Genomic DNA, 23,507 nt, shown 5'->3' on the forward strand with positions numbered 1-23,507 from the left:
CATCACGCTCTGCCCTCGACGCATCGGTGCCATCACCCAGGCCAGCCTCGTACTCACCCACCATGAACACCACGGACGCTACTGAGAAAACCTCATTGGGGCGCATCGGGCGGCCGGCTCCGCTACCTTGCCCTTTCCCTCAAGAGAACGCTCACTCTGTTCCGGCCACCAGACCGGTCTGGTAGGCGATGACGACGAGCTGTGCGCGGTCGCGTGCGTCCAGTTTGGACATGGCGCGCTGCACGTGGGCGCGAACGGTGAAGGGGCTCAGGTACATTCGATCGGCGATCTCCACATTGGACAGGCCGGTCGCGACGAGAGCGACCATCTCGCGTTCGCGCGGGGTGAGTGCGGCGAGTCGTCCGGGATCGCGTGGCGGGGTGTCGGCCGGCGTGGCGAGGAAACGGGCCACCAGGGAGCGGGTCGCCGCCGGGGACAGAAGGGTGTCGCCGTTGGCGATCGTGCGCACGGCGTCGAGCAGGCCGTGCGCCTCGATCCCCTTGCCGATGAAGCCGCTGGCCCCGGCGCGCAGGGCCTGGGCGATGTACTCGTCGGTCTCGTAGGTGGTGAGGATCAGGACGCGGGTGGCACGCAGATCCGGATCGGCGCAGATCTCCGCGGTGGCGGCGAGGCCGTCGGTGCCGGGCATCCGGATGTCGGTGATCACCACGTCCGGGCGCAACTGGCGGGTGAGGGCGACCGCCTCCCTGCCGTCGCCCGCCTCGCCGACCACGGTGATGTCGTCGGCGCTGTCGAGGAGAGTGCGGAAAGCACCGCGCAGCAACGCCTGATCGTCGGCGAGCAGAACCCGGAGCGGTTCCCTGGTCGCTTCGCCGGTGTCTGGTGTGGCGTGCATCATCGGCCCTCGCCATCGGTCGCTCCGCCGGTTCTCCGCGCCGGGTTGGCGGCGGCGGGAAGAGGCAGGTGGGCGGAGACGACGAAACCCCCTTGCGGACGCACGTTCGCGCTGAGGCTTCCACCGACCGCGGCGGACCGCTCACGCATTCCGATCAGGCCGTAACCGGGCGGGCGCTCCTGAGGCTTGCGGGCGCCCCCGCCGTCGTCGGTGACCGTGATGGTCACGTGGTCGCGGTTCCAGACCAGGCGCACCTCGGCGCTCCCGGTGGCGGCGTGCTTGGTCACGTTGGTCAGGGCCTCCTGGATGACGCGGTAGGCGGTGAGGTCCACCGCCGGCGGTAGCGGTCTGGCCGTGCCGTCCTCGTGCATCGACACCGCCAGACCCGCGCGGTGGAAGGTGCTCAGCAGCTCGGGAACCTGCGACAGCCCAGGCGCCGGCTCGGTGAGTGCGGCGGTGTCTTCAGGCTGGCGCAGCAGGCCGACCGTGGCCCGCAGTTCGTCGAGGGCGTGGCGGGTGGTCCCGACCAGTTCGTCCAGGCTCGTGCGGGCCTGCTCCGGGTGGGTCGCGAACAGGTGAGCGGCGACGGTGGCCTGCGCGTTGGCCAGGGTGATCCGGTGGGCCACCAGGTCGTGCAGCTCGCGGGCGATGCGCAGCCGTTCTCCGGCCACCCTCCGGCGGCCCTCCTCGTCCCGGCTTTCCTCGGCCCGCCGCGCCCGCTCCTCCATGATCGTCAGGTAGGCCCGCCGGTGCCGCGTCGAGCGACCGAACACCGCGGCCACGAGCGGTGTCGCGGCCACGGTCGCCAGCCTGCTGGTGTCCGCCCACGAGAACTCCGTTTCGAAGAACGGGGGGACGGCGACCAGCAGCGCGGCCGCCGGGAGCAGGACCGCGGGCGTCACCGGCCGCTCGGTGCGGACGGCGAGCGAGTAGGCGCTGATGGCGGTGGGGGCCAAAGTGAGCGGGGTCGACAGCAGGCCCAACGGCGCGACGAGGACACCGCACAGGGTGGTGGCGATCACGATGGCGACCGGCGCGCGCAGCCGCCCCGGGAGCAACCCCGACGAGACTGCGGCGAGGAGGTACGCCGTCAGCGGCGGCGGTGTCACGGTGTCGTCGACCCGCAGCGCGCCCCCGAGCAGGCAGAGCGCGAACGCCACCGCGACGACCGCTCCCTCGCGCCACCACGACCCGGCGGGTGTCGAATGTGGACTAAGCCGGTTAGTCATCGATGTCCGTCAACCGCAGCACATGTTCAGCCTAGATGGTTGCTCGAGAAGCGCCGGAAATCGACGCGCACGACCGCGGCGGGCTTGATGACGCCGGCCGGGTTCGGCGGGGTGTGTCCGCCATCGGTCGTGAAGTAGGCGACGCGGCCGTGGTCACCATCCTGACGGCCCCATGCGGCACTGGACGGTCCGAGGAACCGGTGGTCGATCGGCTCACCGATGATCATTTCGCTTTCCGTCGCCGCGGCCACCGGATCGAGGGGGACGCGCCACAGGGTGTTGTCGATGTGGGTCGTGATGTACGCGACGCCGGCGTTCTCGTCCAGGCAGAAGTCGTCGACCGCGTGAATGCCCTTCGTCACCACCTCCGGCTCGCCGGCCGGCCGGTGGGTCTCCGGGTCGACGGCCACGCGGACGAAAACCTGCTCCCACGAGCCGGTGTAGTACACGTAGCCGGACCCCTCGGAGACACGGACCCCGTTGACCCCCGGGTAGGGGATGGAGAACGTCTGTGTCAGGTGGACGGCCTTGTCCGCGTCCTTCCCCGGTGCCATGGTGTCGTGCTTCAGCCAGACACTGGCCTTCCCGGCGAGGCCGTCTTCGGTCAGGTCGACCCGCCAGATCAGGCCGGCCGCGCAGTCCGCGATCAGGATGACGCCCGGAGCCAGCAGGGCACTGCCGTTCAGCCCCGCCGCCTGCGAGGGGAAGGACAACGTCCGGGTCCGGTTCACCGGCGCGCCCGGGCTCCAGCCACGCAGGTCGTAGCGGTCCAGGGCGGCCGGGCCCATGGACGAGACGTAGAACACGTCGGGCTCGGCCTCGACGATGCTCATGGGCAGGCCGTCGAGCCGGTCCACCAGCACGGCGCCGATGGTCGCGTCCTCGGCCGGCGCGGGCACCCACCAGAGTTCCCTTCGGTTGAGCGCGGTCACCAGCATCGAACCGTCCGCTCGGACCGCGAGGTTTTCCAGGAAGTAGTGCTCCGGGAAAGTCGCGACGGTCGTCAGCGTCGGCTTGGTGTCGATTGTCATTCGGTTGTCCTTGATAGTGTTCGCGGAATCGCGGTTATTCGGGAGCGGGCACCTGGAACATGGTCAGCACCGTGCACACCGTCTGGTACTGACCCATGACCGCGCCGATGTCATACAGGCCCCGCTGGCCGAAAGCCTCTTCGGCAGCGCGGTACAGATCGTCGTCGAGCCGGTGTTCGATCAGCAGTTGCCGCGTGACACGGATCGCGAGCTTCTCTTCGTCACCCAGTTCGCCGGGCACTTCGCCCTTTGCGAGGGCATGGATGACGTCCGGCGAGAGGCCCAGCTGTGCGGCGATGATCCTGTGCGCGTACAGCTCGTACCGGGCACCGGCTCCCCACACGGCACCGACGGCGACGATGACGACCTCGCGCACGCGTTCGGTCAGTGACGTGTGCCCCGACTCCGCGGCCGCGAATTCGAGGAACGGCAGGGCGATCTCCGGGTGGCGCAGGAAGGTGTTGAACGGGCCGATCAACCGGCCGTCCCCGGTGCTGATTTCGAATCCCGAGTCATTCGCCCACGGCAATTGGTTCGCCCGCACCGAATCGAACAGTTTTTGCTGCGCCGGAGTCAGTGCCGACGGGTCGATCAAGGGCAGGCGCCCACCGAGCGCATCACTGGTTTTCGTCACAGGAATACTGTGTCGCGGCGATCTCGCCGTGTCCAACGACGCATTTCGATGGCGCGGATCGCTCCGGCAGATGGATGGGCAGGTTCAGCTGCTCGCGTCCAGGTACCGCCGCGCGACACGTTCGAACGCTTGGGCAGCGGCTCCCGGAGCACGGCCGGCCGCCGTGGCCAGTGAGATGGGCCAGTCCAGGTCGGCGCCGGTGACCCGCACCACGGCCAGCTCCTCGTCGGGCACCAGGACCACGCGCGGGAGCAGGGCGACACCGAGGCCGTGGCGGACGAAGCCGGTGCCGGCGGTGATGTCGGCGATCTCGATCGCGACGTGGCGGTCGAGCCCGGCGGCGGCGAACGCCTGATCGGTCACCGCGCGGTTGCCGTAGCCGAGCGGAAAGTCGACAAAGGACTCGCCGGCCAGTTCCGAGATCGCCACGTCCCTTCGTGCCGCGAGCGCGTGATCCCGCCGGACGACCAGATCCAACGGGACGGACGTGAGATCCCGCACGCGCACACCGACCGGTCGCCGGCCGGGAAGGGAAATGAACGCCAGGTCGAGCCGGCCCTCCGTCAGCTCGGTCACGAGTCCCGCGGATCCGGTGCCCACGATCGCCAGCTGGACGGAGACCTCGGGGTACTCACGGTGGAACTGGCCCAGCACGGCGGGCAGATCGATCATTCCCAACGAACTCATGGTGCCGACGCGCAAGGTACCGCGGATGCCACCGATGACCTCGTGCACCGTGTCCCGGGCGGCGCGGGCGGCGTCCAGTGTCGCCCGCGCCTTCGGCAGCAGTTGCCGGCCGGCATCGGTCAGCGTGATCTGCCGGCCGGTGCGCACCAGCAAGGCGGCTCCCAGTTCCCGTTCCAGGGACGCGATCGTCGCGGACACGGCGGACTGGACGACGTGCAACCGGGCCGCGGCGCGGGTGAAGCCGGACTCCTCCACGACGGCGACGAAGCACTCCAGCTGACGCAACTCCACGAGTCGATCATCGCATCGTGTAGTGCGTGCGCACCAGAAACGGGGCCGGACCGGTCCGCGCGCACCAGGCGAAGACGGTCCCGGCAAACGATGTGGGGCACCGCGGTGCGCGAGGAGGGTGGGTGGCGGAATCGTCCGGCACCGGCTCGGACGGCACAGCGGCAGGAAGAAGTTCGATGAACCCCCGAGACAGCACCGACGCGATTCGGCTGACGGCCGTTCGCAAGCTCTATGGGAGGCGCGACAACCAGGTGGTGGCGCTGGAGGACGTGACGACGCGGTTCGGCCGGGGAACGTTCACCGCGATCATGGGACCGTCGGGTTCCGGCAAGAGCACCCTGCTGCAGTGCGCGGCCGGGCTCGACCAGCCGACTTCCGGTTCGGTGCTGCTCGAGGAGCACGAGCTCAGCGAGCTGAGCGAGACCGAGTTGACCAAGCTGCGGCGGGACCGGATCGGGTTCGTCTTCCAGGCGTTCAACCTGCTTCCGGTGCTGACCGTGCGGCAGAACGTGACGTTGCCGCTGCGGCTCGCCGGCCGCAAACCGGACTCCGGCCGGGTGGCGCGGATCCTCGACCAGGTCGGCCTCGCGCAGCGGAGCAACCACCGTCCGGCGGAGCTGTCCGGCGGGCAGCAGCAACGGGTCGCCATCGCCCGGGCGTTGATCAGCGACCCCGCCGTCATCTTCGCCGACGAGCCGACCGGCGCCCTGGACACCAGGACGGCGCGGGACATTCTCGGCCTGCTGCGGCACTCCTCGCGGGCGGCCGGTCAGACGATCGTGATGGTGACCCACGATCCGGTCGCGGCGTCCTACGCCGATCGTGTCCTGTTCCTCGCCGACGGGCGGCTGGCCGGTGAGCTGCACTCGCCGACCGCCGAGTCCGTGGCCGACCGGATGACCCGGCTGGGCGCCTTCGCCGGCGAAGGTCCCCGCCCGCAGCCGGTGGCGAACCGCGGAGGGCAGCGCTGATGCTGCAGCTCGCACTGCGCACCCTGCGGTTCCGCGCGGGCCTGTTCGTGGCGGCCTTTCTCGCCGTGTTCTTCGCGGCGGCCATCATGATGGCCTGCGGCGGCCTGATCGAGACCGGCATCCGCACGGCTGTGCCGCCGCAGCGGCTGGCCTCGGCCGACGTGGTCGTCACCGGCGACCAGGAGTACCACGACGCCGGCGGCGACCCCGACGAACCGCCGATCCTGCCCGAGCGGGTCCGCATCGACGCGGGGCTGGCGGACACGATCGCGGCGCTGCCCGGGGTGCGGGAGACCGAGAGCTTCGTCTTCGAGGGAGCCCCGCCGCCGGGGACCGTCGACGCGATCGGTGTGCATGCCGAGCCGGGAGTGGCTGTCGGCGAGCTCCGGGAGCGGATCGACACCAAGCTGGCCGGCGGAACCGTCACCCTGGTCGGTGACGAGCGGGGACAGGCCGAACTGCGCGACGCGAAGGCGAGTGGCGTCACCGTGATGGCACTGGCCGGCGTCTTCACCGCTTTCGCGATCCTGGTGTCCATCTTCGGCGTCGCTTCCATGCTCGGCCTTTCGGTCGCCCAGCGCCGGCGGGATCTGGCGCTGCTGCGGGCCGTGGGAGCGACACCCCGGCACCTGCGCCGGCTGATCTCCCGGGAGACGCTGCTGCTGGCCGTCGTCGCCACCGCACTGGCTTACTTCCCAGGCCGGTTCCTGGGCGAGTTCGTGTTCGACCGGCTGACCGAGCGCGGGATCGCCGCGGCCGGCCTGGCGTTCCGGCAAGGCTGGATCCCGACGGTGGCCGCCATGGCCATGGCGATCCTCGCGGCCCTGGCCGGTGCACTGAGTGCCGGCCGGAGGGCGTCGCGCGTCAAGCCGGCCCAGGCGCTCGCGGAGGTCTCGGCCGAGGACGGGCCGATCGGCCGCGGGCGCGTGCTGCCGGCGGTGCTTTCGCTGGCCGGTGGCGTCGCCCTGACCATCGTGACCATCGCCGTGGTGAGCGGGCCGCTCACGCCGGCCACCGCCGCGCCCGCGGTGATCCTGCTCGCCATCGGGTTCGCCGTGCTCGCACCCGTGCTGACGAAGGTCACGACCTTCGCCGTGCAGTGGCCCGTGCGCGCGCTGGGTGGCGTGACCGGCCAGCTCGCCGTGCTCAACGCACGGGGCCACGGCGGCCGGACGGCGGCCGTGCTCGGGCCGGTCATCCTGCTGACCGCGGTGTCGACCGGCATGCTGTACCTGCAGACGACCAATGACGAGGCCGACCGGCAGAGCTTCGCCGGCAACCTGGTCGCCGACGCCGTGGTGACCACTCAGGACCGTTTCGACCCGGGCCTGGTCGACCGGATCAACGACCTGCCGCACGTCGACGGCGCCTCGGAGTACGTCACCAGCGTCGGCTTCGTCGAGAAGCCGGCTGACCGCTCGCCGGCGAACGAGGGCTGGACCCTCCAGGGCGTCACCGCCCAGGGCGCCGGCGCCACCACCCCGGTCCAGGTCACCGCGGGCCGGCTCGCCGACCTGCGCGACGACACGATCGCGATCGGGAACCAGCACGCTCAGAGCCTGGGTGTCGGCGTCGGCGGCACCATCACGCTGCGGATGGGCGACAACACGACCCTCGACGTGCGGGTGGCGGCGTTGTTCTCCGCCCCGGACGGCTACGACACCCTGCTGCTTCCCGCCGACACCCTGGCCGCGCACACCACCCAGGCGCACGCGACGCGAATCCTGGTCAAAGCCGGCGAGGGCACCGACCCGGGGCAATTGACGGCGGACCTGACCGAGGTGACCTCCGCCGAGGACGGCCTGACGGTGACCGGCCGCGACGTCCTGCTCAAGGAGTTCGACGAGCAGAAGACGACCGCCGACTTCGCGATCTACCTCATGGTGGTCATGATCGCGGGGTACGCGGCGATCACGGTGATCAACACGCTGGTGTCGAGCATGACGGCGAGGCGGCGGGAGTTCGGGCTGCAGCGGCTCGCGGGCTCGACCCGCGGCCAGGTGCTGCGGATGGCCGTCCTGGAGGGAGCGATCCTCGCCTTCGGCGGCATCGCGCTGGGCACCGTGGCCGTGCTCGGGATCCTGGTACCGGTCAGCCTCAAGCGCCTCGGGTCGGTGCTGCCCGCCGGGTCCCCGTGGGTCTACGTGTCGACGGCCGCGCTGACCGTCCTGCTGACGCTCGGAGCCACGCTCCTGCCCGTCTGGCGCGCGACGCGTGGCCGACCGGCCGAGGCGGCGCTCGCCGTCGAATAGCTCCGGCAGATTCCGCACTCACTTTCCTGTCAGAGAAAGGATTCCCATGACCACAACCCTGGCTCCTCCGGTGCGGGCCGGGAAGGCCGCGGTCGGGGCGCTCGGCATGCTGGCCCTCGCCAGCGGTGCCCTGGAGTCGGTGGTGCAGCCGACGGTCCCGCTCCTGCAACGCGAACTGGACATGGGGCCCACCGGCGGGGCACTGCTCAGCATCCTGCTCCCGATCACCGGCGCGCTCGTGACGCCGTTGGCGGGCAGGTTCGGCGACCGCTACGGCGGAAAACGCGTCCTGATCCGGCTGATGATCGTGGTGTGCGTCGGCGGCATGGTGTCCGCGCTCGCGCCGGGCCTGCCCGTCCTGCTGGCCGGCCAGGTCCTGCAGGGCGCGATGGTCGGCGCGCTGCCCCTGTCGTTCATCGTCGTGCGCAAGCACCTGCCCGCGGGACGGTCGAAGGTGGCCATCGGGGTGGTCAGCGGCCTGTTCGTGGGCGGCGGGATGCTGGGCATGCTGCTGGCCGGGCCCGTGGCGGAACAGCTGTCCCGGCACTGGATGTTCGCGCTGCCGACGTTGGCCGTCATCGTGGCCACCCTGCTCGTGAACCGTTTGGTGCCAAGGGATTCGGCGGACCGGTCGGACGACGCCGGGGTCGACTGGCCCGGGCTGGTCCTGCTGAGCGGGGTGCTGATCACGCTCATGCTCACGATCACCTTCGCGCTCGACCTCGCTTCGCAACCGCTCGTCCTTTGTGGACTGGTCGTGCTTCTGGCCGCACTCGTGGCCGGCTGGATCGCCGTCGAGCGGCGCGCGGCCTCGCCGCTGATCGATCTGCGCCTGCTGGCCCGGCCCATGATGTGGAAGTCGAGTGTGCTGACGTTCATGGTCTGCGTCGGCGCCTCGATGGCGATCTTCCTCGTCACACAGCTGTGGAGCGCGTCCGGTGACGGCTACGGCTTCGGGGCCGGTGCCACCGAGATCGGCCTCTTCCTGGTGCCCAGCACCGTGGTCGCGACGCTGGCCGGACCGCTGGGCGGGAACTGGGAGCGGCGTTCCGGCCCACGTTCCGTGGCCACCGCCGGGGTCGTCATCATGACCCTGGCCCTGATCGCCATGGCGGTCGTGCACACCGAGGCGTGGCACCTCGTCGTCGGCAAGGCACTGGTCGCACTGGCCAACGGCCTGGTCGTCACCGCGATGACGACCGGCATCGCCACCTCCGCCGCGCCGACCGAGACCGGCGTCGCCACCAGCCTGATCCTGGTGACCCGCGTACTCGGCATGGCCTCGGGCGGGATGTTCGGTGGCGTGCTCCTCGCCGCCGGGACGCCGTCCGGATCGGACGTCGCGGCCGAATCGTCGTACCTCACCGGATTCGTCATCGCCGGCGCTGTCCCGGCGCTGGCCCTGCTCGTCACCCGCACCATGCACAAGGGAGTCAAGGCATGACTCGCACCGCTCACCTGGTCCGGTGGCGATCCGCGACGACGCGGAGTTCTGTTCAACGACTCCATCGCCGCGGCAGGGTCGCGCTGGCGGGCGACGCCGCGTACGCGCCGTCGTTTCTCACCGGACAGGGCTCCTGCCTCGCGCTCGTCGGCGCCTACATGCTCGCCGGTTCCTTGGCCGGCCGGGACCACGCCGCCGGGCTCGCCGCCTATGAAGACGGCACGCTGCCCCTGAAGCCCGCAGCCGGCTGATCGAGGCCGGCTCGCGACGAGGGCTTTCGGAGCCCGCTCACCTGGCGCCGCTGCCGCGCCTGGTCCGGGCCTGGCATGGGGCTCAGTACGCCGCGAGCGCCGTCGGCGGGATCACCGTTCCGGTCGCGCGGCCGGCGCCGTCCAGCAGCCAGCCCATGCGTTTCGGCGTGCGGAGGTTGATCGCGCTGTCCCGGAGCCGGAGCCACGGCAGGTGCTCGCCGAGCTTTCGCTCGATGCGGAGCATGTCGTGCGGCGAGCGCGTCCAGAAGGTCATCGCCAGGTTGGCGTCGCCGGTCGTCGAAACGCACATCCGCAGCTCCGGCAAGGTGGCGAGCGCTTGCACGGTCCTGCGGTGGTCGGTCGGCTCGACGTGCGCCGTCCAGGTGCTGCTCACCGTCCAGCTCGAGACCTCCGAAGCAAGTTCGCAGCGGAACGACAGCAGGTCCGAGGCGAGCAGCCGGCCGAGCTGACGGCGCACCGTGGCGGGGTTCCGGCCCGTCAAGCGAGCCAGGTCCGCCGCCGTGCTGCGTCCGTCGGTGGCGAGCGCCTCGATCAGCGGCCACGCGTCCCGTGGCGGCGGCGCCGGGACCCGAGCCGGTTCGCGGGCGGCGGCCTGGAAAGCGGACTCTTCCACCGGGCTGAGCGCATCGAGGCGCCAGTGGCTGCCGTGCCGGTGCACCGCCGTGGCGACGAAGGTCCGCTGGCGGGCCACTCCGGGCAGCGTCTCGAGATCGTCGAGCACGTACCGGGTGAGCGCGGCGAGGTCCTCGGTGATGACGGTGAGCAGCAGGTCCCGTCCGCGCGTCGACTCTTCGACGGTGACGGCACGCGGGTCCGCGCACGCGGCGTCGACGACGGCCCGCCGGGCGCCCGGCAGGCAGTCCACCTCGACCAGGGCGAGCGTGACCCGCCGGTAGCTGCCGCCCGGGTGGGCCGTGATCCACGCGAGTCCGCGCTCCCGCAGCTTGGCCCACCTGGCCGCTTCGCCGGCCGCGGTCGTGCCCAGGATGCGTGCGGCCTCGGCCCACGGGATCCGGGGAGCGACCTGGAGGCCGTGGAGCAGCCGCAGCTCCTTCTCCTCGAGTCCCGGATGCACGGAAATCATCGAAACAGTCTCCCTCGTGCACGAATCTAGCCAAATCAAGTCATCGTATCTCGCCAGATCGCATACTCGCTCCTCTCGGACGCTCGGAGGACGAAATGACTGTGCTCGACGACGCGCACGCCATGCGCGACGAGGTCATCCGGCTTCGGCGGGTGCTGCACTCCCGGCCGGAGCTCGGTCTGCACCTGCCGCGCACGCAGGAAGCGGTGCTGGACGCCCTCGACGGCCTGCCGCTGGAGATCTCGACGGGCGGGGCGACGACGTCCGTCACGGCTGTGCTGCGCGCGAGCGGTGCCGCGTCCGGCCGGCGCCCGGTCCTGCTGCGAGGGGACTTGGACGCGGTGCCGGTCCAGGAGGAGACCGGGCTCGAGTTCGCCTCCACCGTGCCGGGCGCCGCCCACGCGTGCGGGCACGACCTGCACACCGCCATGCTGGTGGGCGCGGCCCGCCTGCTGGCCACTCGCCGGGCGGAGCTGGCGAACGACGTCGTCCTGATGTTCCAGCCGGGGGAGGAGGGCTGGGAAGGCGCCAGGGCGATGCTCGAGGAGGGTGTCCTCGACGCCGCGGGGGAGCGCGTCGGCGCCGCTTACGCCCTGCACGTCTTCTCGACCCTGCCGCAGGGTTTTCACCTCCGGCCGGGCGTGGTGCTGGCCTCCTCCTCGGGTCTCGACGTCACCGTGTCGGGCCGCGGCGGCCATGCCTCCACGCCACACCTGGCCCGGGATCCGGTGCCGGCCACCGCCGAGATGATCACGGCGTTGCAGGCCTTGGTGACCCGCCGGGTGGACGTGTTCGACCCGGTCGTCCTCACGGTCGGTGTCGTCGAGGCGGGGACGCGGCGCAATGTCATCCCGCCGACGGCCCGGTTCGAGGCGACGGTGCGCACGTTCTCCGACGCGACCGCGGTCCGGGTCGGCGCCGAAGCTCGGCGGCTGGTCGAGGGCATCGCCGCGGCGCACGGGCTCGACGTCGACGTCCGATTCGACCGTGAGCGTCCGGCTACGGTCAACGATCCCGGCGAGGCCGCGTTCGCCGGGCGGACGATCTCCGAGGTCTTCGGGGGGAGCCGGCTGAGCCGGCTCGAGCATCCGTTCACCGGATCGGAGGACTTCTCGCGGGTCCTGGGTGAGGTGCCCGGCGCGTTCATCGCACTGGGAGCGTTACCCGGTGGCGCCGATCCGGACACGGCACCGTTCAACCACAGCGGACGGGCGATCTTCGACGAAGCGGTGCTTCCCCTCGGGGCGGCCCTCCTCGCCGAGCTTGCGTTGCGCCGACCCCACACCGCGGTGTCCACCGAGATTCCGGAGCGTCCACGATGACCACGAACCCGCCCGAAGGTGCCCGCCGGCGCGTCGGCCGCACCATGCTCGGCATCAGCCTCGGCCACGCGATCGAGTGGTACGACTGGGGCATCTACACGATCTTCGTTCCCTTCTTCGCCGGGCAGTTCTTCCCCGGCGGCACGGCGGGATCGGCGCTGCTGGCCGGACTCGCGGTCTTCGCGGCGGGTTTCGTGGCGCGACCGCTCGGCGGCCTGCTCGTGGGCAGGCTGTCCGACCGGGTCGGCCGGCGTCCGATGATGAGTCTCACGGTCGGCGGCATGGCCGCCGCGAGCCTGCTCATCGGCTTCGCTCCCACCTACGCCACCGCCGGCGTAGGAGCTTCGCTGATTCTGCTGGCTTGCCGGGTGCTCCAAGGACTGGCGGCGGGCGGCGAACTCCCCTCGGCCCAGACGTACCTGACGGAACAGGCTCCCACCCATCGCCGGGGTCTCTGGTCGAGCCTCATCTACATCGCGAGCGTCGGCGGCAACTCGGTCGGCGTGCTGCTCGGACTGGTGCTGTCGCTGACGTTGACGCGCGAAGAGATGCTCGGTTACGGCTGGCGGATCCCGTTCGTCGTCGGCGGCGTGCTGGGGGTGATCGCGTTGTGGGTCCGGCGCTCGCTCGCCGAGTCCGAAGCTTTCGTCAAGGAGCGGGAAGCGGGACGGAAGCAGCCGTTCTGGCCCGACCTGGTCCGCCACCGCCGCGCGGCGCTGCAGGTGGTCGGCATGTCGGTCGGACCGACCGTCGTCTACTACGCCTGGGTCATCGCAGCACCCGCTTATGCCATCACGACCCGGCACCTCGACTCGAGTTCCGCCCTGCTGACGGGGGTGTTGTCCAGCCTCGTGCTCATCGCGGTGCTGCCGTTCTGGGGTGCGCTCTCGGACCGGATCGGGCGGCGGCCCGTGATGCTGATCAGCCACCTGGGTACCGCCGCGACGTTGTTTCCGCTGCAGGCGCTCGATCTGGGGGATGCCGTCCAGCTGGGCATCGCCATGTCGATCGCGATGGTCTTCATCGGAGCCGGGGTTTCGATCCTGCCGGCGGCCTACGCGGAGCTGTTCCCGACGCGCATTCGCACAGCCGGGCTGGCCGTGCCGTACTCGGTGGCGGTGGCCGCTTTCGGGGGAACAGCGCCCTACCTGCAGACGTGGGTCGGCGAGGCGTTCGGGCCGGCGTTCTTCACCGGTTACGTCGTCCTGCTCCTGCTGGTGTCGGCCGCGACCGTGCTGACGCTCCGCGAAGGACGAGGGACCGACCTGGCCACCCTTCACGAGGCGGCTCCCCAACGGATGAGGAAAGCTGAAGATCATGACACCGCTCGAAATGCTGGCTGACGGCGTCACGGTCGTCGACCTCGCGCACCCGTTCGAGGTCGGGATGCCCGCATCGCCCACCCACCCACCGTTCGAGTTCGCACTGCGCCACCGGCACGGCGATCACTCCTATCCGGACGGATTCACCGGTTCGCACGAGATCATGGTGCTGGGCGGGCACGTCGGTACCCATCTGGACGCGCTGAGCCACGTGGCCGTGGACGGCAAGCTCCACGGCGGAGTTCCGGTCGCGGAAGCGATGCACGCGGGCCGCTATCGCAGCCACGGCATCGACCAGGTGCGTCCCCTCGTCTGCCGCGGGGTGCTGTACGACGTGCCACGCAGCCGGAAAGTCACGCGGCTGGACCCGGGCACGGCCGTGGGGGTGGCGGACCTCGAGGCCGGACCCGAGCCGAAGCCCGGTGATGTCGCGCTGATCCGGACGGGGTGGGCGCAGCTTTGGCACGACCCGCGGTCCTACGTCGGTGACGATTCCGGGGTGCCCGGCATCGATCTCGGTGCCGCGGAATGGCTTGCCGGACACGGGGTCGCCGCCGTCGGTGCCGACACCATCGCCCTGGAACACCGCCCACCCGGCCCGGGATCCGCTCCGCTGCCGGTGCACCGGCTTCTCCTGCACGACAACGGCATCAATCTGATCGAGGTGATGGCTTTGGAAACCCTGTCCGAGACGCTGGCGTCCGCCGGCACCGCGGAATTCCTCTTCATCGGCGCACCGCTCAACGTGGTGGGTGCCACCGGAGCGCCGATCCGCCCGCTGGCGGTGGTCGGCGCATGAGCGGCGACACGATCCAGCTGGGCGACGTGACAGTCACCCGGGTGGTGGAGTGGAGCGGGTCGATCAAGACGGTGAGCGACTTCGTTCCCGACAGCACCCCGGAAGGCCGCGCGGCACTGGCCCCGGAGTTCCGCGACCCGGACAACGACGCGTACCACTGTGCGATCCAGAGCTGGGTGTTGCGCAGCGAAGGGCGCACCATCGTCGTCGACACCGGTGCGGGGAACGACCGTGAACGTCCGCAGATCCCGCAGTTCGACCACCTCCGGACGCCGTTCCTGGAGAACCTCCGCCGGGCCGGTGTCGAGCCCGAGGACGTCGACCTGGTGGTGAACACCCACGTCCACTACGACCACGTCGGCTGGAACACCCGGCTGGACAACGGGGAGTGGGCGCCGACGTTCCCCAACGCCCGCTACCTCATTCCCCGCGTCGACCGCGACTACTTCGACCCCGGGAACGAACACCGCCGTCCTCCGGTGCACACCGACGCCGACCGCCTGCGCCGCCGGGGCAGCCACCTCGTCTTCGCCGACAGCGTCGCACCGATCCTCGAGCAGGGGCTCGCGACGTTGTGGGAGAACAGCTACCGGATCGACGGGAACCTGACGCTGGCGCCGGCACCCGGGCACACGCCCGGATCGTCGGTGCTCAAGCTGAGGTCCGGCACGGACCGGGCGTTCTTCGTCGGAGACCTCCTGCACAGCCCGGTCCAGGTGGCGGAGCCGGCGGCCAACAGCTGCTTCTGCGAGAACCAGGCCGAAGCGCGCGCGACCCGCGTCCGGTTGCTCGGCGAGGCCGCCGAAACCGGTGCGCTGGTCGTGCCGGCGCATTTCCCCGGGCGGGGTGCGGCCGAGGTGCGCAAATCGGGGGAGGGCTATGAGCTGCACACCTGGGCCGCCTTCGAACCTCCTCTCATGGCGGGCTAGTTTCGCGCGTCCGAGGTCCGTTGACAGCGGTCCGGAAATGGGCCCCAAGGCGGCCTTCGGTGCGTCAGACGCAACCAAGGCGGCCTTCGGTGCGTCAGACGCAACCAAGGCCACCTTGGGGCGCACTGCTCACCGGCCCGGCCGCGTAGCGCAGGCTTGCACCTCCGGATCGTCCAGCGCGGACAGGGAGATGCCCCGGGTCTCTTTCGCGGCCAGCACCGCTCCTGTCGAAATCACCGCGGCACCGGCCAGGTAGACCGCGATCGGGATCGCGGAACCGTAGGCCTTGAGCAGGCTGGCGGTGATGAACGGGGCGAGGGACCCGGCGAAGATCGACGTTGTCTGGTAGGCGAGGGAGACGCCGGCGTAGCGCATCCGCGTCGGGAACAGCTCGGCCATCATCGCCGGCTGGGGCGCGTACATCAGGCCGTGCACGACCACGCCGAGGACCAGCGCCAGCACGATCAGTCCCGGATTCCCGGTGTCCATCAGCGGGAATCCCGCGAAGCCCCAGCCGATCATCAGGACCGAGCCGGTGAGGTAGACCGGGCGGCGGCCGAACCGGTCCGCGAGGTGCCCGAACCACGGCACGATCGCCAGGTGCACGACGTGGGCGACCACCAGGAGCAGCAGGATGTCGGTGGTGCTGCTGCCCACGCGCAACGCCAGGTAGGTGATCGAGAAGGTCACCACGACCTGGTAGAGGATGTTCTCGGCGACGCGTGCCCCCATCGAGATCAGCACGCCGCGCGGGAAGTGCTTCAGGACCTCGATGACGGACGAGCGCTCCGGCTCCCGCTCCTTCGCCCGCTTCAGCGAGTCGAGGAAGATCGGTGCTTCCTCCACCTGGGTCCGGATGTAGTAGCCGACCAGCACGATGATCGCCGACGCCCAGAACGCCGTTCGCCAGCCCCATGCGGTGAACGCGCTCTCGGTGAGGAAGAACGACAAGGCCAGCAGGACGATCGTGGCGAGCAGGTTGCCGAGCGGCAGGCCGGCTTGGGGCCAGCTCGACCAGTAGGCGCGCCGGGCGTCCGGGCTGTGCTCGCCGACGAGCAGGACCGCGCCGCCCCATTCGCCGCCCACCGCGAAGCCTTGCACGAAGCGCAGCAGCACCAGGATCGTCGGCGCCCAGAAGCCGATGCTCGAGTAGCTGGGCACGCAGCCGATCAGGAAGGTGGCGGCACCGACCAGCAGCAGGCTGAGCTGGAGGAGCTTCTTCCGGCCGACCCGGTCGCCGAAGTGCCCGAAGACGATCCCGCCGAGCGGGCGGGCGACGAAGCCGACCGCGTAGACCAGCAGGGCGTTGATGACACCGTCGAGCGGATTCCCGTTGCCCGGGAAGAAGACGGTGCCGAAGACCAGGGCCGACGACGCGGAATACAACAGGAACTCGTACCACTCGGCGACGGTCCCGGCCATGGACGCGGCCACGACTTTGCGCGGCCCGGTCAACGGGGGTGTGACCGCGGTTTCGGTGCTCTGCATCGTGGACGACTCCTTTGTCGATGGCCTGTCGGGGAGGCTCGTTCCCGGCGGATCGAAGCACACCGGAGCCGTCGTGCGCAACCGATTGCTCACAGTAGAACAATCGGTTGCGCATCTTGACCGGCGAACCGCTGCGGACGTAGCGTCCCCGGAGCACTCACTCGTTCCCGAGACCAGGAACGGACCGGACCCGGCGCTCGCAGGCGCCCTCCGCCGCCGGTGGAACATCGCACGTACAGACAGGGACGACACATGCTTTCCGGAACCAGAGTCGTGAGCTTCACGCACTTCCTGCAGGGCCCCTCCGCCACCCAGATCCTCGGGGACCTCGGTGCGGACGTGATCAAGATCGAGCCGCCGCAAGGCGCCTTCGAGCGTGGCTGGTCGGGCCCCGACGCGTTCGTCGGCGGCGTCTCGGTGTTCTTCCTGCTCGCGAACCGCAACGCGCGCAGCATGGTCGTCGACCTCAAGTCCGACGAGGGCCGCCGAGTGCTGCGCCGGCTCCTGGACGGCGCCGACGTCCTGATCGAAAGCTTCCGGCCGGGCGTGATGGACCGCCTCGGGCTCGGCTACGAGGAGCTGCGGGCCACCAACCCCCGGCTGGTCTACTGCTCGCTCTCCGGCTACGGGTCCGACGGCCCCTACAAGGACCGGCCGGGGCAGGACGTCCTCGTCCAGTCGCTGTCCGGCCTCGCCGCGGCGACCGGTGCGGAGGGCCGGCCGCCCACCCCGGTCGGTGCCTCCGTGGTCGACGCGCACGGTGCGGCGCTCGGGGCGCTCGGGATCCTGGCCGCGTTGCACGGCCGGGCGCGCACCGGCGAAGGCACCCGGGTGGAGAGCAACCTGCTCAGCGCGGCTTTGGATCTGCAGGTCGAGCCCCTTTCCTACCACCTCAACGGGTTTCGCGGCGAGCGCAGCCCCTCCGGCGTCTCGTCGCGGTTCTACAAGGCGCCGTATGGCGTCTTCGCCACGGCTGACGGGCACCTGACGATCTCTCTCACGGGCACGGACGTGCTGGCGAAGGTGCTCGACGACCCGTGGTTCAGCGGCGTCGCCCCCGCCGACGAGTACGCCCGCCGCGAGGAGGTCAACGAGCGGGTCGCCGTACTGCTCGCCGAGCACCCGACGGCGTACTGGATCGAGCGGTTCACCGAGTTCCGGGTTTGGCACGCGCCGGTCCACGACTTCGACGACGTCGCCACCGATCCGCAGGTCCGGCACAACGAGACGATCCTGACCATCCCGCACCCGGAGGCCGGCGACGTCCGGGTGCCGGCCCACCCGATCCGCTACGGCGGGGAGCGCCCGGGGCTGCGCCGGGTGCCGCCGGCACTGGGGGAGCACACCCGGGAGGTGCTCGGGGAGCTCGGCTACAGCCCGGCCGCGGTCGACGCCTTGGTCGCGGGAGGTGCGTTCGGTGCCCAGTCCTGAGGCCGGCGTCGACCGGAGTGCCGGCCCCGTGCTCGTCGAGCGCCGCGGCGCCGTCGCGGTCCTCACCCTGAACCGGCCGGCGAAGTACAACGCGATCGACCACGCCACCGTCGACGCGCTGACCGTCGCGCTCGACGGGATCGAGGCCGACGGGACCGTGCGGGCGGCGGTGCTCACCGGTGCCGGCAAGGCCTTCGCCGCGGGCGCGGACATCGCCTTCTACGCGGGCGCGGACCATGGCGAGTTCGCCGCCTTCACCGAGCGCTGCAACGCTCTGTGCGACCGGATCGCGCGGTGCCGCGTGCCTGTGGTGGCGGCGGTGCGGGGCCTGGCCCTCGGCGGGGGGTTCGAGCTCGTGCTGGCGTGCGATGTGGTGGTCGCCGAGCGTGGCGCCGCGTTCGGCTTGCCCGAGGTCACCCTGGGGCTGCTGCCGGGCTGGGGTGGTACCCAGCGGCTGACCTGGCACGTCGGCCCCACCCGGGCCCGCTGGCTCACGATGTCCGGCGATCGCCTGGACGCCGTGGCCGCCGAGGCGGTGGGCATCGTGACCCACCTGTGCGAAGGGGAGGAGCTGGTCCCGCGGGCGCTGGCGGTCGCGGACCTGCTCGCCGCGCGGGCGCCGCTGGCCGTGGCCGCGATCCGGGACACGGTCGTCGCGGCCGTCCACGGTGGACCCGAAGGATCCGCCGGCCCGGGCTTCCGCCGCGAACGCGAGGCGCTGGGGGAGCTGTTCGCCTCCGCCGACGGCCGCGAGGGCATCACGGCGTTCGTCGAGAAGCGCACTCCGCGGTTCACCGGACGCTGATCGCGGCGGGCGAAGCGGCCACCGGCGGGGTCAGAGTGCGCGGGTCGACTCCCGCAGCACCAGCCGCGGCGCCGGGTCGGCCACCACGAGATCACGCAGCGGTGTGCCGCCGAGGTGCTCGATCAGCACGCCGCACGCCGTGCGGCCGAGTTCCCGCAGCGGCAGCCGCACCGTGGTCAGTGCCGGGTTCCAGGCCTGGGCGACCCAGGTGTCCAGCACGGTCACGACGGACATGTCCTCGGGTACCCGGACGCCGGCCCGGCCCAGCGCGGAAACCGCGCCGACCGCCGCGTTCACACTGGACACGACGAGGGCGGTCGGCCGCCGTGGCGCGCTCAGGATCAGCGGAACGGCCGCCGCCCCGGCGGCCGCCTCCCAGCCCGCCCGCACCACCCACTCCGGCGCGACCGTCAGCCCCGCTTCGGCCATCGTCTCGAGGTAGCCCTGGTGGCGGCGGACCGCGGTGTCGTGGTGCGGTACGCCGGCGAGGTGGCCGATGCGCTCGTGGCCGAGCTCGACCAGGTGGCGGGTCGCCAGCCGGGCGCCGGCGACGTCGTCGAGGACCACCGAGCCGGCCCGGCCCGGCAGCCGGGAGTTGATCAGCACGACGGGGACGTCGTCGCCGAGCACCTGGGCGAGGGCGGCGTCGTCGAGGTCCTCGCGACGTTGCAGCAGCACGCCGTCGACCCGGCCGGCCGCGACCAGCTCGCGCAGGCGCCCGTGTCCGGACGGCGGCGGGTCGACCTGGCCGAGCAGCACCGACATGCCGGCTTCCCGGGCCCGGTCCTGCACGCCCCCCAGCATGTCCGCGAAGACGGCGTTGGTGACGTCCGGGACGATCAGGCCGACGGCGCCGGAACGCCGGAAGCGCAAAGCCCGGGCCCGGTGGCTCGGCACGTACTGCAGAGCTTCGGCGGCGTCGCGGACCCGGGTGCGGGTGGCCTCGCTGACCCGGGCTCGCGTGTCGCCGGTGAGCACTCGCGACGCCACGGAGCGGGAAACCCCGGCCGCGTCGGCGACGTCCTGGAGCGTGGCCATGGCGGTCAGTCTACCGGCGCAATCGATTGCCCGGACCTCGGCAATCGATTGCGCCCGACCCGAGGGGATCCTTCAGCCACCCAGGGCTTCCACCTGCGGCCGCCGCGGGTCGTACGCTGCCCAACCCGGGTCGCCGTGGGTCGCGAAGGCGACCCAGGCGCCGTGCACGCGGGCCGCGAGCCCGGCGGGCGCCGGGTCGGGACCGAGCAGGCCGGCGTCGCCGTGCAGCCACGGTTCGTCGGCGATGTCGAAGACGAAGGGCAGCTCGACCGTGTGGGTGGCGCCCAGCCGCCCGCCCAAAGCCGTCGAACGGTAGCCGAACGAGTAGGCGTGGGTGCGGCCACCGGACAGCCGGGCGTGGGCCTCGGTCAGCCGCGCGGTGCCGGCCCCGAAGAGGGCTTCGCCCAGCACCGCGGAGCGCAGCTCGCCCGGGGTCGCCCCCGGCCGGGCCGCCCGATGGGCCGCGACGACGGCGGCGGGGTCCGCGTGGACCTGTGCCGCCAGAGCGAGCACATCGTCGTCCGTTGTGGACTCCAGCTTGCCTTGCGGCACCAGGTAGAGGTGGCCCTCCTCGGTGTTGGTGCCGATGAGCAGGTCGACCTCTCCCGCCGGCCCCTCCGCCAGGGCGTCGGCCGGCTGCACCGGCAGGACCAGGGAGAACGGGCTCAGCTCGACGAGCGGGTCCGTGGCCGTCGCGGTCCGCAGGTCGATCCCCGCGAGCTCCGGCAGGATCTCGAGGAACCGCTCGTCCGGGATCCCGGCGAAGGCCTCCGCGGTGGGCGGCACGCCCAGCGCCCGCGCGGCCACGGCCGTGACCCGGCGCGCCTGCTCGGGGGTGAAGGCGCCGGTACCGCTGCCGCTCTGGACGATCGCGCGCCGGAACAGCCCCTTGGCCTCCGGCGTCGCCAGCAGGGCTCCGATGAGGGTGGCGCCCGCGGACTGGCCGAACAGCGTGACGTTCCCGGGATCGCCACCGAACTCGGCGATCGTGTCCCGCACCCAGCCGAGCGCGGCGAGGACGTCGAGCAGCCCGCGGTTGGCGGGAGCACCCGCCAGGTCGAGGAAGCCGGGGATGCCGACGCGGTAGTTCACCGTCACCAGCACCACGCCGTCGCGGGCGAACGCCCGGCCGTCGTAGAGCGCGGCGCGGGTGGAGCCGGTGACGAACCCGCCGCCGTGCACGAAGACCATGACCGGCCGCTTCCCGCCGCCGGTGCCGGGAGTCCGGACGTCGACGGTCAGGTACTCCTCGCCGCGCACCCAGCCCGGGCCGAAGTAGGGGGTCATGTCGAGCCGTCCGAAGTCCCGGGCCGGCTGCGGCGCGGTCGGCGAAGGCGCGGTGGCGTCCCGGACACCGGACCAGCCCGGGTGGGACAGCGGCGGCGCGAATCGGCCGGCGCTCGTGGGGGCCGCCGCATACGGGATGGCGCGGTAGCGCTCGCCGAAGCGGTCACGAACACCGCGCACGGCGCCCGCCGGGGTCTCGACGATCGGATCTGCCTGCTGGGACACGGGAAACGCTTCCTCTCTCGGGCTGGTGCCGGATTCACGCGATGCGGGAGAAGCCCGCCCACTCCTTGATGGCGAACTTCGACCCGGCCCGCTCGACCACGGCACCGCCGTGGCCACCGAGGTGAGCCGGGAAGACCAGCGCGTTGTCCTCGGCCGCGCGGCCGAGGAGCTTGTGGCGGGTCGCCCGGGCGCCGGCCGGGTCCTCGCAGAAGCAGGAGTTCGTCTCCGGCTCCACGACCTGCAGCGGGTTGTGCACCAGATCGCCGACGAACAGCGCGCGGTCGCCGCCGGACTCCAGGGTCAGCACGGACGACCCGGGGGTGTGGCCGGGCGCGAGATCCAGCCGGAGGTTCCGGTCGATCCGGTACGAGCCGTCCCACAGGTGGGTCAGCCCGGCCGCGTGCACCGGGGCGACGCTGTCCTCGAAGACGTTCTGGTTGCCGCGGCCCAGCCGCGGCTGGTGGTTGTTGGCCGGGTTCCAGAAATCGAAGTCCTGCCGCGTCATCAGGTACTTGGCGTTCGGGAAGGTCGGCACCCAGGTCCGGCCGTCGAGGTAGGTGTTCCAGCCCACGTGGTCGATGTGCAGGTGGGTGTTGATGACGATGTCGACGTCTTCGGGCCGGACGCCGGCGGCGGCGAGGTTGTCCAGGAAGTTCGTGTCCAGCCGGTTCCAGACGGGCGCGTAGGGGCGGTCCTTGTGGTTGCCGACCCCGGTGTCGACGAGGATGGTGCGGCCTTCGCTGCGCAGCAGCCAGGTCTGGATGGCCGAGACGCATTCGCCGGCGCCGGTGTCCAGGAAGTCCGGGGCCAGCCAGCTCTGGTGCTCGTCCCAGGCGTCGTCGGGGCTTTCGGGGAAGAAGTCCGCGGGGCCCATCTCGACCGAGCCGTAGTACTCCTTGACCCGGGTGACGGTCACGTCGCCCAGCTTGATCTGATCCATGATCACTCCTCGTGAGTCGCGGGCAGCCGCCCTGACCGGATCGAGCCTGATCGTGTTCGCGCGCGCCAACCAGCCCCGCGTTGTCCTATCCCCCGGAGGGTCTGGCTGGGCGGCGCCGCGGGCGTGGATAGTGGAGAGATGGACGGACCAGGCCCGCTCGGCGATTTCCTGCAAGCACGGCGCGCCAGGCTGCGCCCGGAAGACGTGGGTCTGCGCGACCTCGGGCCGCGCCGGCGGGTGGCTGGGCTGCGCCGGGAGGAGCTGGCGCAGCTGGCCGGGGTCAGCGTGTCCTACTACACCCGGCTCGAACAGGGCCTGTCCCGTGGCGCGTCGGCGGAGGTGCTCGAGGCGATCGCCGGCGCCCTGCTGCTCGACGACCACGAGCGGGACCACCTGGAACGCCTCGCCGGGGCGGCCCGCCGCGTACCGCGGGCGCGAAGGCCCCGGCCCGAGAAGCTCGCCGACGAGACGCGGGACCTGATGCGCTCCTTCGACGGCGTCCCCGCGCTCGTCCTCGGCCGGCGCACGGACGTGCTGGCGTGGAACGCCCTCGGGCACGCCCTGCTCGCCGGCCACGTGGACCCGCTGAGCCCGGAGGACGCCGCGCACCGGCCGAACATGAGCCGCATGCTGTTCCTGGACCCGCACTGCCGGGAGCTCTACGGGGACTGGCGGCGCAAGGCGCGCGCGGTCGTGGGCAATCTGAGGGTCGCCGTCGGCCGTCATCCGGAGGACCGTCAGCTCGCCGAGCTGATCGGCGAGCTGACGATGAAGAGCCCGGAGTTCGTGGCGTTGTGGGGTGACCACCGGGTGACGCCGTGCGACGCGGCCACCTACGAGCTGCGTCATCCGGTGGTCGGCACGGTGACGGTCACGCAGCAGACCCTCGTCCTCGCGCGTTCGCCGGGGCAGTCCGTCGTGGTGTGCACGACGCCCGCCGGGTCACCGTCGGAGGCGGCACTGACCCTGCTGCGGCAGGCGAGCGCGGTGGAGCCGGCCGAGCGCAGCGGTGGACCGGCCCGGCCGGACCGCTCCACCGCCGCCCGGTGACCACCTCCTGGTGTCGCGCGTCGGAGGATCGTTGACAGAGGCCCGGCGGTGCGCCCCAAGGTGGCCTTGGGTGCGTCAGACGCACCCAAGGCGGCCTTCGGTGCGTTGAGCGCAACCAAG

The 23,507-nt window shown here is 71.5% G+C and carries 21 protein-coding genes; 11 read left to right on the forward strand and 10 right to left on the reverse strand.

Annotated elements, in window-relative coordinates:
* Nucleotides 1-151: 151 nt before the first annotated feature.
* The 5 genes from AB0M83_RS44325 to AB0M83_RS44345 form a co-directional block, all read right to left on the reverse strand.
* Nucleotides 152-856 carry a response regulator transcription factor gene (locus tag AB0M83_RS44325; RefSeq protein ID WP_364527331.1) on the reverse strand — a complete coding sequence of 235 codons (705 nt, stop codon included), beginning with the start codon at nucleotides 854-856 and terminating at the stop codon, nucleotides 152-154.
* Nucleotides 856-2,085, reverse strand: a complete 1,230-nt coding sequence (locus AB0M83_RS44330) for a sensor histidine kinase (protein ID WP_364527334.1) — start codon at nucleotides 2,083-2,085, stop codon at nucleotides 856-858. Before AB0M83_RS44330 ends, AB0M83_RS44325 begins: the two co-directional genes overlap by 1 nt.
* Before the next feature lie 26 nt (nucleotides 2,086-2,111).
* Nucleotides 2,112-3,116 (reverse strand): hypothetical protein, encoded by a 1,005-nt coding sequence (locus AB0M83_RS44335; RefSeq protein WP_364527337.1) that lies wholly within the window; start codon nucleotides 3,114-3,116, stop codon nucleotides 2,112-2,114.
* A gap of 34 nt (nucleotides 3,117-3,150) precedes the next feature.
* Nucleotides 3,151-3,750 carry a carboxymuconolactone decarboxylase family protein gene (locus tag AB0M83_RS44340; RefSeq protein WP_364527340.1) on the reverse strand — a complete coding sequence of 200 codons (600 nt, stop codon included), beginning with the start codon at nucleotides 3,748-3,750 and terminating at the stop codon, nucleotides 3,151-3,153.
* Nucleotides 3,751-3,834: 84 nt separating this feature from the next.
* On the reverse strand, nucleotides 3,835-4,728 hold the full coding sequence (locus AB0M83_RS44345) for a LysR family transcriptional regulator (RefSeq protein ID WP_364527343.1): 894 nt from the start codon (nucleotides 4,726-4,728) through the stop codon (nucleotides 3,835-3,837).
* A 176-nt stretch (nucleotides 4,729-4,904) separates the two neighbouring features.
* Between AB0M83_RS44345 and AB0M83_RS44350 the strand changes: the two genes are divergently transcribed.
* The 4 genes from AB0M83_RS44350 to AB0M83_RS44365 are packed head-to-tail and all read left to right on the forward strand — an operon-like array spanning nucleotide 4,905 to nucleotide 9,646.
* A complete protein-coding gene (locus AB0M83_RS44350) occupies nucleotides 4,905-5,699 on the forward strand; it encodes an ABC transporter ATP-binding protein (protein WP_364527346.1) in 795 nt (264 codons plus the stop codon).
* Entirely contained in the window at nucleotides 5,699-7,951 is a 2,253-nt protein-coding gene (locus AB0M83_RS44355; RefSeq protein WP_364527349.1) for an FtsX-like permease family protein, read from the forward strand. Before AB0M83_RS44350 ends, AB0M83_RS44355 begins: the two co-directional genes overlap by 1 nt.
* 46 nt (nucleotides 7,952-7,997) lie before the next feature.
* On the forward strand, nucleotides 7,998-9,395 hold the full coding sequence (locus AB0M83_RS44360; RefSeq protein WP_364527352.1) for an MFS transporter: 1,398 nt from the start codon (nucleotides 7,998-8,000) through the stop codon (nucleotides 9,393-9,395).
* A complete protein-coding gene (locus AB0M83_RS44365) occupies nucleotides 9,392-9,646 on the forward strand; it encodes an FAD-dependent monooxygenase (RefSeq protein WP_364527390.1) in 255 nt (84 codons plus the stop codon). The genes AB0M83_RS44360 and AB0M83_RS44365 overlap by 4 nt, the downstream gene beginning before the upstream one ends.
* A gap of 82 nt (nucleotides 9,647-9,728) precedes the next feature.
* Here AB0M83_RS44365 and AB0M83_RS44370 read toward each other — a convergent pair whose 3' ends face one another.
* On the reverse strand, nucleotides 9,729-10,751 hold the full coding sequence (locus AB0M83_RS44370; protein ID WP_364527355.1) for an Lrp/AsnC family transcriptional regulator: 1,023 nt from the start codon (nucleotides 10,749-10,751) through the stop codon (nucleotides 9,729-9,731).
* A 95-nt stretch (nucleotides 10,752-10,846) separates the two neighbouring features.
* Here AB0M83_RS44370 and AB0M83_RS44375 point away from each other — a divergent pair, with 95 nt between their 5' ends.
* The 4 genes from AB0M83_RS44375 to AB0M83_RS44390 are packed head-to-tail and all read left to right on the forward strand — an operon-like array spanning nucleotide 10,847 to nucleotide 15,123.
* Nucleotides 10,847-12,073 (forward strand): M20 family metallopeptidase, encoded by a 1,227-nt coding sequence (locus AB0M83_RS44375; protein ID WP_364527357.1) that lies wholly within the window; start codon nucleotides 10,847-10,849, stop codon nucleotides 12,071-12,073.
* The gene (locus tag AB0M83_RS44380) at nucleotides 12,070-13,416 is read left to right on the forward strand and encodes an MFS transporter (RefSeq protein WP_364527360.1); all 1,347 of its coding nucleotides are present in this window, start codon (nucleotides 12,070-12,072) and stop codon (nucleotides 13,414-13,416) included. The genes AB0M83_RS44375 and AB0M83_RS44380 overlap by 4 nt, the downstream gene beginning before the upstream one ends.
* Entirely contained in the window at nucleotides 13,391-14,194 is an 804-nt protein-coding gene (locus AB0M83_RS44385) for a cyclase family protein (protein ID WP_364527363.1), read from the forward strand. The genes AB0M83_RS44380 and AB0M83_RS44385 overlap by 26 nt, the downstream gene beginning before the upstream one ends.
* A complete protein-coding gene (locus tag AB0M83_RS44390) occupies nucleotides 14,191-15,123 on the forward strand; it encodes an MBL fold metallo-hydrolase (RefSeq protein WP_364527366.1) in 933 nt (310 codons plus the stop codon). The genes AB0M83_RS44385 and AB0M83_RS44390 overlap by 4 nt, the downstream gene beginning before the upstream one ends.
* 129 nt (nucleotides 15,124-15,252) lie before the next feature.
* Here AB0M83_RS44390 and AB0M83_RS44395 read toward each other — a convergent pair whose 3' ends face one another.
* Nucleotides 15,253-16,611 carry an MFS transporter gene (locus AB0M83_RS44395; RefSeq protein ID WP_364527369.1) on the reverse strand — a complete coding sequence of 453 codons (1,359 nt, stop codon included), beginning with the start codon at nucleotides 16,609-16,611 and terminating at the stop codon, nucleotides 15,253-15,255.
* Nucleotides 16,612-16,863: 252 nt separating this feature from the next.
* Between AB0M83_RS44395 and AB0M83_RS44400 the strand changes: the two genes are divergently transcribed.
* A complete protein-coding gene (locus tag AB0M83_RS44400) occupies nucleotides 16,864-18,042 on the forward strand; it encodes a CaiB/BaiF CoA-transferase family protein (protein ID WP_364527372.1) in 1,179 nt (392 codons plus the stop codon).
* Complete coding sequence (locus tag AB0M83_RS44405; RefSeq protein ID WP_364527375.1) at nucleotides 18,029-18,847, forward strand: enoyl-CoA hydratase/isomerase family protein; 819 nt, start codon at nucleotides 18,029-18,031, stop codon at nucleotides 18,845-18,847. Before AB0M83_RS44400 ends, AB0M83_RS44405 begins: the two co-directional genes overlap by 14 nt.
* A 30-nt stretch (nucleotides 18,848-18,877) precedes the next feature.
* Here AB0M83_RS44405 and AB0M83_RS44410 read toward each other — a convergent pair whose 3' ends face one another.
* From AB0M83_RS44410 to AB0M83_RS44420, 3 genes are all read right to left on the reverse strand, one after another.
* Nucleotides 18,878-19,885, reverse strand: coding sequence for a LacI family DNA-binding transcriptional regulator (locus AB0M83_RS44410; protein WP_364527378.1), 1,008 nt, complete (start codon nucleotides 19,883-19,885; stop codon nucleotides 18,878-18,880).
* Between the two features lie 72 nt (nucleotides 19,886-19,957).
* Entirely contained in the window at nucleotides 19,958-21,397 is a 1,440-nt protein-coding gene (locus AB0M83_RS44415) for a carboxylesterase family protein (RefSeq protein ID WP_364527381.1), read from the reverse strand.
* A gap of 34 nt (nucleotides 21,398-21,431) precedes the next feature.
* Entirely contained in the window at nucleotides 21,432-22,337 is a 906-nt protein-coding gene (locus tag AB0M83_RS44420; protein ID WP_364527384.1) for an MBL fold metallo-hydrolase, read from the reverse strand.
* A gap of 138 nt (nucleotides 22,338-22,475) precedes the next feature.
* Between AB0M83_RS44420 and AB0M83_RS44425 the strand changes: the two genes are divergently transcribed.
* On the forward strand, nucleotides 22,476-23,387 hold the full coding sequence (locus AB0M83_RS44425; RefSeq protein WP_364527387.1) for a helix-turn-helix transcriptional regulator: 912 nt from the start codon (nucleotides 22,476-22,478) through the stop codon (nucleotides 23,385-23,387).
* Nucleotides 23,388-23,507: the final 120 nt, after the last annotated feature.

It is taken from the genome of Amycolatopsis sp. NPDC051106, assembly GCF_040682775.1.
GTDB lineage: Bacteria > Actinomycetota > Actinomycetes > Mycobacteriales > Pseudonocardiaceae > Amycolatopsis.